This is a genomic window from Variovorax paradoxus (genome assembly GCF_009498455.1).
GTDB lineage: Bacteria > Pseudomonadota > Gammaproteobacteria > Burkholderiales > Burkholderiaceae_C > Variovorax > Variovorax paradoxus_H.
Genome location: NZ_CP045644.1, coordinates 3,292,133 through 3,305,615 on the forward strand (window position 1 = coordinate 3,292,133; position 13,483 = coordinate 3,305,615).

General features: G+C 67.9%; 13 protein-coding genes. 9 read left to right on the forward strand and 4 right to left on the reverse strand.

From position 1 onward, the window contains the following. Positions 1–3 precede the first annotated feature (3 nt). Together GFK26_RS15115 and GFK26_RS15120 are read right to left on the reverse strand one after the other, a co-directional pair. Entirely contained in the window at positions 4–753 is a 750-nt protein-coding gene (locus GFK26_RS15115) for an electron transfer flavoprotein subunit beta/FixA family protein (protein WP_153282650.1), read from the reverse strand. Between the two features lie 26 nt (positions 754–779). After that, on the reverse strand, positions 780–1,943 hold the full coding sequence (locus GFK26_RS15120) for a CaiB/BaiF CoA transferase family protein (RefSeq protein ID WP_153282651.1): 1,164 nt from the start codon (positions 1,941–1,943) through the stop codon (positions 780–782). Between the two features lie 225 nt (positions 1,944–2,168). On the opposite strand from GFK26_RS15120, the gene GFK26_RS15125 reads away from it, so the two are divergent. Continuing rightward, positions 2,169–2,906 (forward strand): IclR family transcriptional regulator, encoded by a 738-nt coding sequence (locus GFK26_RS15125; RefSeq protein ID WP_228122021.1) that lies wholly within the window; start codon positions 2,169–2,171, stop codon positions 2,904–2,906. Positions 2,907–2,919: 13 nt separating this feature from the next. On the opposite strand, the gene GFK26_RS15130 is transcribed toward GFK26_RS15125, so the two are convergent. Continuing rightward, a complete protein-coding gene (locus tag GFK26_RS15130; protein WP_153282652.1) occupies positions 2,920–3,825 on the reverse strand; it encodes an HpcH/HpaI aldolase/citrate lyase family protein in 906 nt (301 codons plus the stop codon). 192 nt (positions 3,826–4,017) lie between these two features. Between GFK26_RS15130 and GFK26_RS15135 the strand changes: the two genes are divergently transcribed. The 8 genes from GFK26_RS15135 to GFK26_RS15170 all read left to right on the forward strand — a co-directional run bounded on the left by GFK26_RS15135 (position 4,018) and on the right by GFK26_RS15170 (position 13,092). Then, the gene (locus GFK26_RS15135; protein WP_228122022.1) at positions 4,018–5,385 is read left to right on the forward strand and encodes an MmgE/PrpD family protein; all 1,368 of its coding nucleotides are present in this window, start codon (positions 4,018–4,020) and stop codon (positions 5,383–5,385) included. Beyond that, positions 5,382–5,882, forward strand: coding sequence for a MaoC family dehydratase (locus tag GFK26_RS15140; protein ID WP_153282654.1), 501 nt, complete (start codon positions 5,382–5,384; stop codon positions 5,880–5,882). The genes GFK26_RS15135 and GFK26_RS15140 overlap by 4 nt, the downstream gene beginning before the upstream one ends. A gap of 44 nt (positions 5,883–5,926) precedes the next feature. Further along, positions 5,927–7,123 carry an acyl-CoA dehydrogenase family protein gene (locus GFK26_RS15145; protein ID WP_416222558.1) on the forward strand — a complete coding sequence of 399 codons (1,197 nt, stop codon included), beginning with the start codon at positions 5,927–5,929 and terminating at the stop codon, positions 7,121–7,123. After that, positions 7,120–7,611 carry a MaoC family dehydratase gene (locus GFK26_RS15150; protein ID WP_153282656.1) on the forward strand — a complete coding sequence of 164 codons (492 nt, stop codon included), beginning with the start codon at positions 7,120–7,122 and terminating at the stop codon, positions 7,609–7,611. Before GFK26_RS15145 ends, GFK26_RS15150 begins: the two co-directional genes overlap by 4 nt. Positions 7,612–7,670: 59 nt before the next feature. Next, entirely contained in the window at positions 7,671–8,849 is a 1,179-nt protein-coding gene (locus tag GFK26_RS15155) for a CaiB/BaiF CoA transferase family protein (RefSeq protein ID WP_153285976.1), read from the forward strand. Between the two features lie 39 nt (positions 8,850–8,888). Next, positions 8,889–9,800, forward strand: coding sequence for an HpcH/HpaI aldolase/citrate lyase family protein (locus tag GFK26_RS15160; RefSeq protein WP_153282657.1), 912 nt, complete (start codon positions 8,889–8,891; stop codon positions 9,798–9,800). A gap of 106 nt (positions 9,801–9,906) precedes the next feature. Continuing rightward, positions 9,907–10,911 carry a Bug family tripartite tricarboxylate transporter substrate binding protein gene (locus tag GFK26_RS15165; RefSeq protein WP_194274085.1) on the forward strand — a complete coding sequence of 335 codons (1,005 nt, stop codon included), beginning with the start codon at positions 9,907–9,909 and terminating at the stop codon, positions 10,909–10,911. A gap of 45 nt (positions 10,912–10,956) precedes the next feature. Beyond that, positions 10,957–13,092: an acetate--CoA ligase family protein gene (locus tag GFK26_RS15170; RefSeq protein WP_153282659.1), complete on the forward strand. Its 2,136-nt coding sequence runs from the start codon at positions 10,957–10,959 to the stop codon at positions 13,090–13,092. Here GFK26_RS15170 and GFK26_RS15175 read toward each other — a convergent pair. Beyond that, positions 13,079–13,480: a Zn-ribbon domain-containing OB-fold protein gene (locus tag GFK26_RS15175; RefSeq protein ID WP_153282660.1), complete on the reverse strand. Its 402-nt coding sequence runs from the start codon at positions 13,478–13,480 to the stop codon at positions 13,079–13,081. The genes GFK26_RS15170 and GFK26_RS15175 overlap by 14 nt on opposite strands. Positions 13,481–13,483 lie beyond the last annotated feature (3 nt).

Sequence of the window (13,483 nt, forward strand, 5' to 3'; positions counted from 1 at the left end):
TCCTCAGATCACTTTGGCTTCGTTCTTGAGCTTGTCCACCAGGGTGGCAACGTCGGGCACCTTGATGCCTGCGCCACGCTTCGGCGGCTCGCTGACCTTGAGGGTCTTCAGGCGGGGCTTCACGTCCACGCCCAGGTCTTCGGGCTTGAAGACATCGAGCTGCTTCTTCTTGGCCTTCATGATGTTGGGCAGCGTGACATAGCGCGGCTCGTTCAGGCGCAGGTCGGTCGTGATGACCCCGGGCAGCGTGAGCGTCAGCGTTTCCATGCCGCCGTCGACTTCGCGTGCGACGGTGACCTTGTCGGCTGCCAGATCGACCTTCGAGGCGAAGGTGGCTTGCGGCAGATCGGCGAGTGCAGCCAGCATCTGGCCCGTTTGATTCGCGTCGTCGTCGATGGCTTGCTTGCCCAGGATGATCAGCTGGGGCTGTTCCTTGTCGACCAGCGCCTTGAGCAGCTTGGCCACAGCCAGGGGTTGCAGCTCTTCGGTGGTCTCGACCAGGATGCCGCGATCGGCGCCGATGGCCATGGCGGTGCGCAGGGTTTCCTGGCACTTGGCATCGCCGCACGAGACAGCGATGACTTCGGTCACGATGCCTTTTTCCTTCAGCCGCACCGCTTCTTCGACTGCGATCTCGTCGAAGGGGTTCATGCTCATCTTGACGTTGGACAGGTCGATGCCTGAACCGTCAGCGCGGACCTGCGCTTTGACGTTCGCGTCCAAGACGCGCTTGATTGCCACCAGTGCTTTCAAATCATTTCTCCATCAGATTGTGTTGTTCATGCATTGGGCTGAAAGCCCAGGCCGAGCTGCTGCAGGCGCTCGATCTCCTGCGCGCCGAAGCCCCAGTCGTGCAAGGCCTTCGCGCCGTGCTCGCCGCGCGCGGGTGCCGGTGCGGGTTGGGCGGAGGGCGTGGCCGAGAAGCGCGGCGCGGGGCCGGGTTGCACGACGCCGTCCACCGCGATGAAGCTGCCGCGCGCGCGGTGCTGCGGGTGGTTGGGCGCCTCTGCGAAGCCGAGCACTGGCGCCACGCAGGCATCGCTGCCTTCGAAGACGCTGCACCACGCGTCGCGGGTGCGGCTTGCGAAGGCCTGTTCGAAGGCTTCGCGCAGCCGGGGCCAACCGGCGCGGTCGTGCTGCTTGGGCAGACCTGCATCGGCGAGGTCCAGCTTGTCGAGCAGCTCGGCATAGAAGCGGGCCTCGAGGGCGCCGACGGACATGTAGTGGCCGTCGCTGGTGCGGTAGCTGTCGTACCACGGGCAGCCGCCGTCGAGCAGGTTGGTGCCTCGCTCCTCGCGCCACTTGCCGGTGGACAGCAGGCCCCAGAACACCGAACCCAGCTGTGCCGCGCCTTCGATCATGGCGGCATCGACGACCTGGCCGACGCCCCCGCGTTGCACATTCAGCAGCGCGGCCACCACGCCGAGTGCGAGCAGCATGCCGCCACCGCCATAGTCGCCCACCAGGTTCAGCGGCGGCACGGGCTTGCCGCCCTGGTTTCCGATGCCCGAGAGCACGCCCGACAGCGCGATGTAGTTGAGGTCGTGGCCGGCGCGGTCGGCCATCGGCCCGGTCTGGCCCCAGCCGGTCATGCGGCCGTAGACGAGCTTCGGGTTGCGTGCCAGCGCCACCTCGGGGCCCAGCCCCAGCCGCTCCATGGTGCCGGGGCGAAAGCCCTCGATGACCACGTCGGCGCGTGCGATCAGGTCCAGCGCCGCGGCCACGGCGTCGGGCTGCTTGAGGTCGAGCGTGACCGAACGCCGGCCGCGACCGGTGATGTCGATGCGCGGGCCTTCTGTTCGGGGAAGCCCCAGGTCTGCCGGCGGCACGGGACGATCGATGCGCAGCACGTCGGCCCCCATGTCCGCCAGGAGCATGGTGCCGAAGGGGCCGGGACCGATGGCCTCGAACTCCACCACGCGAATACCGGAAAGAACGCTCATCGAGAATCTCCAAGCCAGGTTGAACGGACCGGCGCGTCCGGCCAGAAAGGCCACGTCGGTCGATGAACAAAGTAGACCAGCGCAGGGGCGCGCAGGGGCCACCCGCATCGGGTAGGCGGCTTGGAAAGGGTCTGCGGGCTGCCGCACAATCGTTCCAGCGATCTTCGACATGAACCACCCCATCATTCCGTTCATCCAGCCCGCAGGCGGCAAGAGGGCAGTCCCATGCAAGACGGCATGGTGAAGTCCGCGGTTCGTGTCTTCGAGCTGCTCGAACTGTTCGAGGCCGAGCGCCGGCCGCTGCGGGTCGCCGACATCGTCGACAAGCTCGGCGTGCCGCAGTCCAGCGTGTCCATGCTCCTCAAGACGCTGGTGGCGCGCGGCTACATGGAGTTCGACAGCGCCCGGCGCGAGTACTGTCCGTCCGTGCGGATCGCGTTCCTCGGCGACTGGGCAACCCGCCTGCCGGCGCGGCAGGAAGCCATCCAGGACGCGATGCGGCGGCTGGCCAGCGAGACGGGCGAAACCGTGCTGCTGGGGCGCCAGAGCGGGGTGCTGATGCAGTACCTGTCCGTCCGCGAATCGCAGCATGCGCTGCGCTTTTCGCTGTCGCCCGGAACGATGCGGCCGATGCACCGGACCGCGATCGGCATCATGCTCCTGAGCCAGCGCGATGATGACCAGATCGGCCTGCTGCTGCGGCGCTACAACGCGGAGGCCGGCCGCACGGGCCCGCCCGCGCGGATTGCCGAAACGCTGCGTGCGGTCGCGTTTGCCCGCGAGCACGGGTACTACGAATCCGCCAACCTCGCGACGCCCGGCGCGGGCGTGATCGCTTCGTTGCTGCCGACGCCGATCCGCGGTCAACGGCTCGGCATCGGCGTCGGCGGGCCGCTCGAGCGCTTGCACAAGCGGCGCAGGCAACTGCTCGCCAGCCTGCTCGCGGTCGCAGGGAAGGGCTGAGCCGCCCGTCCCGTCAACGCGCCGTGGTGGCCCGTGCATCGATGGCAGACCGCACGGCCAGCAGCCGTTGTGCCTGCGCCAGGTGCAGCCGCTCCACCATCTTTCCGTTCAGGTTGATGACACCCGTCCCGGCGTGTTCCTCGCGGGCAAAGGCGGCGACGATGTCGCGGGCTTCGCTCACTGCGGATTCCGACGGCGAGAAGGCCGCGTTCGCGGGCCCGATCTGGGTGGGGTGGATCAGGGTCTTGCCATCGAAAGCCATCTTCACCGACTGTCGGGCCTCGACCTCGAAGCCGGCCGCGTCCGAGAAGTCGTTCCAGACCCCGTCGAGCGCGCGCACACCACTGCGCTTGGCCGTCAACACGACGCCCATCAACCAGGGCATCAGGTAGCGCCGGCCGTCGCCGGCAAAGACGCCGGTCTCCTTCGCGATGTCGTTGGTGCCGACGACGAGGCAATCGAGCCGAGGCGTGGCCGCCAGCCCGGCCTGGACGATGTCGTCCAGCGCGCTCAGTGCGGCAGCGGTCTCGACCATGAGCCAGAGCCGCAGGTCCTGGGCGGCGCCGTGTCGTGCGGCGGCGTCGGACAGCAACTGGACGTCGCGTGCCGAGCCGATCTTCGGCACCAGGACTGCGTCGGGCCGGCAGTACGCCACTGTGGCCATGTCCTGCTCGAACGCCGCGCTGTCGATGGCGTTGACCCGGATGACGGCCTGCTGCGGGCTCGGGCGCGCGCTGGCGAACACCTGGACGAGATGCTGGCGTGCCGTGTCCTTCATGTCCGGCGCGACCGCATCTTCCAGGTCGTAGATGACCGCATCGCAGTCGAGCGTCGTGGCCTTGGCGAGTGCGCGTGGGTTGGTGGCCGGCACATACATCGCGGAGCGAAGCGGCCTGAGGGGGAGGGCGTGGGTCGGCATGGGGGTCCGGATAAATGAGGGTTTGAACGGGGAAGAGTGTGGGCCGGATGGGCTCCTGCGCTCATCACGGATGTGATGGCGTTCGGCACCTTTCATTCATCACATATGTGATGCCTTTGCGCGAAGGACCGCTCAATACTCATCGCAACGAACCCGCGATGCGATGCACGCCGACACAGCACAAGGACGCCCGTGAAGACAGCGAAAACCGAACCCGATGACCAGATCGCCGTCACGCGACTGCTTGCGGAATGGAGCAGCGATACCCGCGACGGCGCAGTCAGCGCCACGGCCTTCGAATGGGCCCGCCATGTGATGCTCGACTGGCTCGCGGTCACCATCGCCGCAGCCAACGAGCCGCTGGTCCGGATGCTCGTGCAAACCTACGGCGGCTCCTCCGATCTGTCCTGCACCTTGCTGGCGCACGGTGCGCGTGCCAGGCCGCACGATGCGGCGCTGATCAACGGCGCGGCAGGCCATGCGCTGGACTTCGACGACGTCGCCTCGCGCATGTTCGGACATCCCAGCGTGCCAGTCGTTCCGGCCGCGCTGGCGCTGGCCCAGTCCGAAGGTGCATCCGGACGCGATCTGCTGCGCGCGCTGGTGGTAGGGCACGAGATCGAAAGCCGGCTGGGCGAGATGGTCGGGCCGAGCCACTACCTGCATGGGTTCCATGCCACTGGGACCGTCGGCACCTTCGGCGCCGCCGCCGCCTGCGCCAACCTGCTTCGACTGAACGCCGGCCAGACTGCGCACGCCCTCGGCCTGGCGGCAACGCAGGCGGCCGGACTCAAGAGCATGTTCGGGACCATGGCCAAGCCGCTGCATGCCGGCAAAGCGGCGATGAACGGGTTGATGGCGGCGCAGCTGGCCGCTCGCGGCTTCACGGCCAACGACAGTGCAATCGAATGCCTCCAGGGCTTCGCGCAGACCATGGCCCCTGAGCGCGCGCCCTTTCCGAAGCGCATCGACACCGGGGGCGGGTTTGCCATCGAGAGCACGCTGTTCAAGTACCACGCCTCCTGCTACCTCACGCACTCGGCGATCGAAGCCATCCGGCAGGCGCGGCAGCGCCACGGCATCGACCTCGATGCGATGGCGTCGATGACGATCAACGTTTCCGGCAACCACCGCGGTGTCTGCGATATCGAGGTGCCACAGACCGGGCTGAGCGTGAAGTTCTCGATCCAGCACCTCGCCGCGCTCGCGCTCGACGGCGCGAACACGGCGGCGCTCGATCTCTACATCGACGAAACGGCACGCGATGCACGCTACGTGGCGGCGCGCGACCGCATCGCCCTGGTCATGAACGAGTCTGCCGAAGACCGCAACTTCGCGAGCGTGACCTTGCGCACGCGCAGCGGGCAGACCTTCACCGAAGAAGCGAATGTCGCCGTGCCCGCCACCGACCTGCCGGCGCAATGGCAGCGGCTGCAGGTCAAGGCGCGCGCGATCGCCGAGCCGGTGATCGGCGCCGCGCGCTTCGAGCGCCTGGTCGATGCCGTCGGGGCGCTCGACCGCTCTCCTTCTCTCAACCCACTGCTGGAAGCCATTCAATGACGCCCAACGAACTCACGGTCGCGCGACTGAAGGCCGACGCGACGCGACGCGCGCGCGGCCATCGCTACGAGGACTTCGATGTCGGACGCACCTTCACCCATCACTGGGGCCGGACGGTGACCGCCGCCGACAACACCCTGTTCTCGACGCTGACCCTTCACTACAACCCGCACTACACCAGCGAGGCCTTCGCGGCGGCTCATGGGCACCCGACCACGCCGGTCAACCCGCTGCTGGTGTTCAACACGGTCTTCGGCCTGTCCGTCGAAGACCTCTCGGAAGGGGGCGGTCCGTTCCTGGGGGTCGACGAGCTGTCCTACCTGCAGCCGGTGTATCCGGGCGACACGCTCCACGCGCGTTCGGAAGTGGTCGCCGCACGGCTGGCGGGCAACCGGCCCGGCTACGGCATCGTGACGTGGCACACGCGCGGCACGAATCAACGGGGCGAGGAGGTCATTGCCTTCAAGCGTTCGAATCTGGTCAGAACGAGGAAATAAACATGTCGCAAGATGGATGGGGTTACATGACGGAGGAGCGTCGCATGATCCGCGACGCCGCGCGCGAGTTCACGATGAAGGAGGTGCTGCCGGTCGCCAACAAGCTGGATGGCCCCGACGGCGAGATCCCGATGGAACTGCGCCAGAAGATGGCGGACATGGGCTACTTCGGGATCATGATTCCCGAGGAGTACGGCGGCCTCGGCCTCGGGTACTTCGAGTACTGCCTTATCTGCGAGCAGCTGGCGCGCGGGTGGATGTCGGTCGCATCGATCGTGGCGCGGGCGCAGGGCGGCTGGATCCGGTCGACGCTATCGAAGGAGAAGCGCGCGAAGTACCTGCCGCGCGCCGTGCGTGGCGAGTTCCTCAACGCCAGTGCCTTGTCCGAGCCCGACACCGGCTCCGACCTCGCCTCGATCTCCTGCCGTGCCGTGCGTGATGGCGACGAGTGGGTGCTGAGCGGCAACAAGTACTGGTGCACGTTCGCCGACGGCGCCGACTACATCACCCTGTTCGCACGCACGAGCGCGCCGCCCAGCGCGGACAAGCGCTGGCAGGGCATCTCCTGCTTCCTGATCGAGAAGGAGCGCGGCAGCTTTCCCAAGGGCATGACCGGGTCGATGATTCCGAAGATCGGCTACTTCGGATGGAAGACCTTCGAGCTCGCGTTCGACGGCCTGCGCGTGCCGGCCGATTGCCTGGTCGGCGAGGAGGGCATGGCATTCCCCTTGATGACCAAGGGCCTGGAAGGCGCGCGCGCCCACACCGCGGCACGCGCCATCGGGCTGGCGCAAGGCGCACTCGAGGACGCGATCGCGTATGCGGGCCAGCGCAGGCAGTTCGGCATGCCCATTGCCGAGTACCAGGCCATCCGCTTCAAGATCGCCACCATGGCCACCGAGGTGGAAGCCGCCCGGCAGCTCATGTACTACGTGTGCGGCGAGATCGACAGCGGCCGCCGTTGCGACAAGGAAGCGTCCATGGCCAAGTACTTCGCGTCGGAAATGGCGGAGCGCGTGACCTCGGAGGCGCTGCAGATCTTCGGCGGGGCCGGCTACACCAAGCTCTTCCCCATCGAACGCTACTGGCGCGACGCGCGGCTCACGAAGATCTTCGAAGGCACCTCGGAGATCCAGCAGCGCATCATCGCGACCCACCTGCTGGGCAAGTCCGAGGTCGAGGCCATGATCGCGGAGCGCGCGTTCGGGCCGCAGGCCGCGCGTGGTGGAGCTGCAGCATGAAGACGGCAGAGCTCACCAGTGCCGACAACTACTTCGAAGACTTCGAAGTCGGGCTGCTGCTGCGACATGCGCGCGGCAAGACCGTGACGGAGATGGACAACGTGCTCATCACCAACATGGTGATGAACACGGCAGAAGGCCATTTCAACGAGCACGCGATGAAGCAGCAGGATGCGCGGGGCATCTTTGCGCAGCGTGTCGTGTTCGGCGGCATCAACCTGTCGATGGTGCTCGGCCTGGCGGCGCAGGACACGGCCGAGCAATGCCTGTGCGAGCTGACGCTGGACAAGATCCGCCTGTCGAATCCCGTGTTCCACGGCGACACGCTCTGTGCCTACAGCGAGGTGCTGGCGCGCAGCGACGCGGACCGCCCCGATGCCGGCATCGTCCGCTTCAGGCACTACGGCATGAACCAGGACGACAAGCTGTGCGTGGAGGCGGAGCGCACGGTCCTGCTCAAGCGCAAGAGCCACTGGGCGCACAAGTGACGGACGCGAACGCTCCCGCCGGCGCGCTCGAAGGCCTGGTCGTGCTCGACCTGACGCAGATGCTCGCCGGACCCTATGCCGCCATGATGCTGGCCGACCAGGGGGCCCACGTCATCAAGATCGAACCGCCGGGGGGCGACATGACGCGGCGCAACGGCCCGCACCTGGAGGGCGCGCTCCCCATGGCGCAGCGCGGCTTCGGCGGCTACTTCGCGTCGATCAACCGCAACAAGAGTTCGATCACGCTCGACCTGAAACAGCCGGCCGGCAAGGCCGCGCTGTTGCGGCTGGTGGAGAAGGCCGACGTGCTGGTCGAGAACTACCGCACCGGCGTGATGGAGCGCCTGGGCGTCGGCTACGACACGCTCGCGGCCGTCAACCCCCGCCTGGTGTACGCCGCGTTGCGCGGCTTCGGCGATCCGCGCAGCGGCGAAAGCCCTTACGCGACATGGCCCGCCTACGACCCCGTGGCGCAGGCGATGGGCGGCATCATGGGCATCACCGGCCCGGTGCCGGGCGGGCCTCCCACCAAGGTGGGGCCGGGTGTCGGCGACCTCATCCCCGCCACCTTCCTCGCCTTCGGCATCGCGGCGGCCTGCTGGCGCGCGCAGCGCAGCGGCAAGGGGCAGTTCGTCGACGTGGCCATGGTCGATGCGGTGCTGGCCATCTGCGAACGGCTGGTGTTCCAGTACAGCGCGGCAGCGACACCGCCCCGTCCCGAGGGCAACGGCCATCCGATGCTGTGCCCGTTCGGGCTGTTCCCCGCCAAGGATGGTTTCGTGAGCCTGGGGGTGCCGAACGACCGCTTCTGGGTGCCGTTGACGCGCCACATGGGGCAACCGGAACTGGCCACCGACCCGCGCTATGCGACCAACGAATGCCGGATGCAGCACCGGGGCGAGGTCGAGGAAATCGTCGGCGCCTGGACGGCACGCCACACCAAGGCACAGCTGTCGCAGATGCTGGGCGGCGAGATTCCCTACGGCCCGGTGTTCGACGCGGCCGACATCTTCGAGGACGCGCACTTCCGCATTCGCGAGATGCTGGTCGACACCGAGCAGCCCGGCGCATCGCGCCCGCTGACCGTGGCCGGCACGCCGATACGGATGAGCGCGACGCCCGGCGGTGTCCGGCGCCGCGCCCCGATGACCGGCGAGCACACCGACCGCATCCTGAGCGAGTTCGGCTTCGCCCCCGGCGAGATCGCGGCCCTGCGCGCCGGGCACGCGATCGATTGACCCTTGCGCATGTTGCGCATTCACCAAGGAAACACCCTCATGCAAGACCGACCCCGAAGACTCCGTCGCTGCCAGCTGTCCGTGCCCGGTTCCAGCGAAAAGATGATGCGCAAGGCCAGCGAGATGGACCTGGATTTCGTTTTCCTCGACCTGGAGGACGCGGTCGCCCCGTCGGAGAAAAGACCGGCCCGCGCCAAGATCGTGCAGGCCCTGAACACGCTGGACTGGGGCCGCACCACGCGCTGCGTGCGCATCAACGACCTCACCACCGAGTACGCGTACGAGGACATCATCGAGGTGGTCGAAGGCGCACGCGAGAACCTCGACGTGATCATGCTGCCCAAGGCCATGAGCGCGGCCGACGTGCAGTTCGTCGACAAGCTCCTCACGATGATGGAGAAGAAGCTCGGCCTCACGAAGCGCATCGGCATCGACGTGCTGATCGAGGAGGTCGAAGCCATGATGCAGGTCGAGGCCATCGCCGCGTCCACGCCCCGGCTCGAATGCCTGATCTTCGGCATGGGCGACTACTCGGCGAGCCAGGGCATCTCGATCCGCGACATCGGCGGGCCCAGCGGCTACCCGGGCGACATCTGGAACTACCAGCGCCACAAGCTCACGATCGCGGCACGCGCCCACCGGATCGACGCCGTCGACGGGCCGTACGCCGACTTCAAGAACCCCGACGCGTACCGCGAGGAATGCCGGCGCGCGATGATTCTGGGCATGGTCGGCAAGTGGGCGATCCACCCGGCGCAGGTGGCGGTGGCACAGGAAGCCTTCTCGCCTTCGGAGGTCGACGTGGCGAGGGCCCGCGACATGATCAAGGCCTACGACGAGGCCCTGGCGCAAGGCCTCGGCGCCGTGCAGTACGGGGGAAAGATGATCGACATCGCCTCGGTGCGCGTCGTGCGCAACCTCGTGGACAGGGCCGACCGGATCGGCATGTAGTCCACCCGGCGGCCCCGCGCGGCTGCCGCACACCCGGCCCTGCATGCCGCGACGCACGACGGCGTGCGGGGCCGGGTTTCCATTCGCAAACCACAGAGACACACCCATGCGCAACAGATCATCCATGCGGTCCGGCTTTCGAGCGATGGCGGCGATGCTGGCCGTGTTCGCCATCACCATCGGCACCACCAGCGCGGCACTGGCGCAGAAGCCGCCATGGCCCGCCAGGCCCATCGAGCTGATCAATCCGTTTCCCGCCGGCGGGGCGAGCGACGAGATGAGCCGCTACATCGCGCAGAAGTTGGGCGCGGAACTTGGTCAGCCCGTGCTTGTGATCAACGTCCCGGGGGCCGGCGGTTCCATCGGCATGCAGCGCCTGGCCCGGGCCCCCAAGGACGGCTACACCATCGGCCTGGCTCATTCGGGCACCCATGTCATCACGCCCCTGGTCTACGCCAAGGTCGGCTACGACCCCGTCAAGGACTTCACGCCTGTTGCCCAGCTCGTTGACTACGCCAACGTGCTCGTGGTGAATGCCAGCGGCCCCTACAAGACGCTGCAGGACCTGCTGGGCGCCGCGAAGCGGAACCCGGGTGCGATCAACTACGCCTCCGCGGGCAACGGCACGTCGAACCATCTGTCGGCCGAGATGCTGGCGGCGATGTCGGGCGTGAAGTTCACGCACATTCCTTACAAGGGCAGCGCGCCGGCCATGGTCGATGTGCTGTCGGGCACCGTGCCCTTCATGTTCGATGCGATGTCGACCTCGCTGCCGCAGATCCGGTCCGGCCGGCTGCGCGCACTGGCCACCACCGGCCGGACCCGCGAGCGCCAGCTCCCCGACGTTCCCACCGTCGGCGAGATCGTTCCAGGGTACCTCGTGGCGGGGTGGGCCGGGATCATGGCGCCGGCCGGCGTGCCGGTGGAGGTGGTCGCCCGGCTGAGCAAAGCGCTGGAGAAAGTGGTCAACACGCCGGACGCCCTGGCGTACTTCGCGTCGCGCGGCAATGTGGCCGCGTACGGCCCGCCCGCGCACCTCGCTGAACTGGTGACGCGCGACCTGCAGTTCTGGGCCCCGGTCGTCAAGGCGTCCGGCGCGAAGGTCGATTGAGCGGGCCTGCGCGCCCACCCGCATCCGTTTGAAACCCCATTCGCCATGTCAGACATCACCGCACTCCTGGAACCCCAATCCATCGTCGTCATCGGCGCCTCGGAAGATCCGACGCGCATCGGCGGACGTCCCCTGAAATACCTGCGCAGCTCGGGCTTTGCCGGTGCGGTGTACGTCGTCAATCCGAACCGCGAATCCGTCCAGGGTTTCGATTCCTACAAGAGCGTCGACAGCCTGCCCCAGGTCGTCGACCTGGCGATCATTGCGCTGCCAGCCCACCTGGCCGGCGCCGCGCTCGACGATTGCGGCCGCAAGGGCATCCGGACGGCGATCATCTTTTCTGCCGGCTTTTCCGAAACCGACGAGGCCGGCCAGCGCATGCAGACGGACATCGCCGCCCTCTCGCAGCGCCACGGAATTCGCGTGCTGGGGCCCAACTGCCTGGGGGTGTTCAATTCCCACATCGGGTTCTACGGGACCTTCACGCAGGCGCTGTCCGGCGGCTTCCTCGAACCGGGGCCCGTGGCCATCGTCAGCCAGAGCGGTGCCTGTGGCGGCCACCTGGCCTACCTGTGCCGCCAGCGGAACATCGGCATCGGCTACTGGATCACCACGGGCAACGAGGTCGACCTGGGCATCTCGGAGTGCCTCCACTGGCTGGCTTGCTCGCCGAAGGTGCGGGTGATCGTCGCCTACGCGGAAGCCGTGCGCAACGGGCCGATGTTCGTGCAGGCGCTGGAGGCTGCGCGCGCCAGGGGCAAGCCCGTCATCATCCTGAAGGTCGGGCGCTCCGTCAGCGGCGCGCGCGCCGCGGCCTCGCACACCGGGGCCCTGGCCGGCGAAGACGCCGTGTACGACGCGGTGCTCCAGCAGTACGGCGTGCACCGCGCGGGAAGCATCGAGGAGATGCTGGACATTGCCTACGCCTGCCTGGCGACGCCCACCTTCGCGAACAACCAGCTGGGGGTGTTCACCGTCTCCGGGGGCATCGGCGTGCAGATCGCGGATGCGGCGGACGAGTACGGCGTCGACGTGCCGCTGCTGGCCCCGTCGGCCCAGGACGAGATCCGCGCGCTCATTCCCTTTGCGGGCACGGCCAACCCGATCGACGTGACCGCGCAACTCACGAACGAACGCAGCCTGCTGGGCAAGTGCCTGGACATCGCACTGGCGCAAGGGCAGTTCGGTGCGCTGGTGTGCTTTCTGACGAGCTCGCCCGCATCCAGGGCCTCGGCCGACTGGCTGCTCGAAACCTTCAGCGCCATGCGCGAACGCCACCCGGACGTGCTGTGCGTGCTGTCCTTCGTCGCACCCGTGGAAACGGTCCGCGAGTTCGAGCGCCTGGGGTTCCTGGTGTTCGAAGACCCCAATCGGGCGGTGAGGGCGCTCGGTGCGCTGTCGCGCTTCGAGCGCTCGTTCGCGTCGGCACGCCTGGCGCAAGAGGACGCGGCGCTGCCGCAAGGTGGGGGGTCGCCCGGCCTGCGTGTCGATGTCTCGGACGAGCAGGCGGCCAAGCGCGTCCTCGCCGCCGCCGGCATTCCGTCGCTGCCCGAAGTGCTGGCCCCCACCGCGGCCGATGTGCGCGCGGCCGTCGAACACCTGAACCGGCCGGTCGTGCTCAAGATCGTTTCACCGGACATCCCGCACAAGACCGAAGTCCAGGGGGTGGTGCTGAACATCGACTCGCCGGACCGCGCCCACGAGGCGGCCGTGGCAATGTTCGAGCGCGTCGGTGCGTCGTGCCCCGCGGCCGAGATTCGCGGCATCCTCGTGGCGCCGATGTGCGAGCGCGGCATCGAAACCATCTGCGGCGCCTACCAGGACCCCGTGTTCGGCCCCATGGTGCTGTTCGGTCTGGGCGGCGTCCATGTCGAAGTGCTGAAGGACGTCGTGCTGCGGCGGGCACCCTTCGGTGTGCCGGAGGCCCGCGCGATGATCCGCGAGATTCGCGGCGCCGCGCTGCTCGCGGGTGTTCGCGGACAGGCCCCCTCGGACACCGAGGCGCTGGCCCGCGTGCTGGTCGCGCTGTCGGTCTTCGCTTTCGAGAACCGCGATTGGGTGGCCGAGATCGACATCAACCCCTTCGTCGTCCTGGCGGCCGGCCAAGGGGGCTTTGCGCTCGATGCATTGATCCAGACCCGAGGTCCGGACCCCTGCACCGCACCGGTCACGCGGGCGTGAACATCGGGATCGCGTGACCGCCCTCGGCGGCCTTGAAGCACACCTTCACCCGGTCGCCGATGCGCAGGGTGTCGAGGTCGCAGTCGACGATGTTGCTCAGCATCGTGACCCCTTCGTCCAGCCGGACATAGGCGATGGCATAGGGCGCAGGGTTGGCTGCGCGCGTGACGCTCACGCTGTAGATCGTGCCGAGCCCGCAGGCGGGTTGCCACTCGAGCGCATCGCTCATGCAGTAGGGGCACAGCGAGCGGGGATACCAGTGGGTCTGGCCGCAGGCAGGGCAGTGCTTGATCAGCAGGCTGCCTTCGGCGGCCGCGCGCCAGAAGGGGGCGGTGGCTGCGTCGATGATGGGCGCCGCGAGCGGGCGGTCCTGGTAGAGGGTTGTCATGGG

What these genes read in the sequence shown, in the direction of transcription:
- GFK26_RS15120 (WP_153282651.1), bottom strand. Translation starts at nt 1,943, where the DNA reads ATGAGCGTTCTTTCCGGTATTCGCGTGGTGGAGTTCGAGGCCATCGGT.
- GFK26_RS15125 (WP_228122021.1), top strand. Translation starts at nt 2,169, where the DNA reads ATGCAAGACGGCATGGTGAAGTCCGCGGTTCGTGTCTTCGAGCTGCTC.
- GFK26_RS15130 (WP_153282652.1), bottom strand. Translation starts at nt 3,825, where the DNA reads ATGCCGACCCACGCCCTCCCCCTCAGGCCGCTTCGCTCCGCGATGTAT.
- GFK26_RS15140 (WP_153282654.1), top strand. Translation starts at nt 5,382, where the DNA reads ATGACGCCCAACGAACTCACGGTCGCGCGACTGAAGGCCGACGCGACG.
- GFK26_RS15145 (WP_416222558.1), top strand. Translation starts at nt 5,927, where the DNA reads ATGATCCGCGACGCCGCGCGCGAGTTCACGATGAAGGAGGTGCTGCCG.
- GFK26_RS15150 (WP_153282656.1), top strand. Translation starts at nt 7,120, where the DNA reads ATGAAGACGGCAGAGCTCACCAGTGCCGACAACTACTTCGAAGACTTC.
- GFK26_RS15155 (WP_153285976.1), top strand. Translation starts at nt 7,671, where the DNA reads ATGCTCGCCGGACCCTATGCCGCCATGATGCTGGCCGACCAGGGGGCC.
- GFK26_RS15160 (WP_153282657.1), top strand. Translation starts at nt 8,889, where the DNA reads ATGCAAGACCGACCCCGAAGACTCCGTCGCTGCCAGCTGTCCGTGCCC.
- GFK26_RS15165 (WP_194274085.1), top strand. Translation starts at nt 9,907, where the DNA reads ATGCGCAACAGATCATCCATGCGGTCCGGCTTTCGAGCGATGGCGGCG.
- GFK26_RS15170 (WP_153282659.1), top strand. Translation starts at nt 10,957, where the DNA reads ATGTCAGACATCACCGCACTCCTGGAACCCCAATCCATCGTCGTCATC.
- GFK26_RS15175 (WP_153282660.1), bottom strand. Translation starts at nt 13,480, where the DNA reads ATGACAACCCTCTACCAGGACCGCCCGCTCGCGGCGCCCATCATCGAC.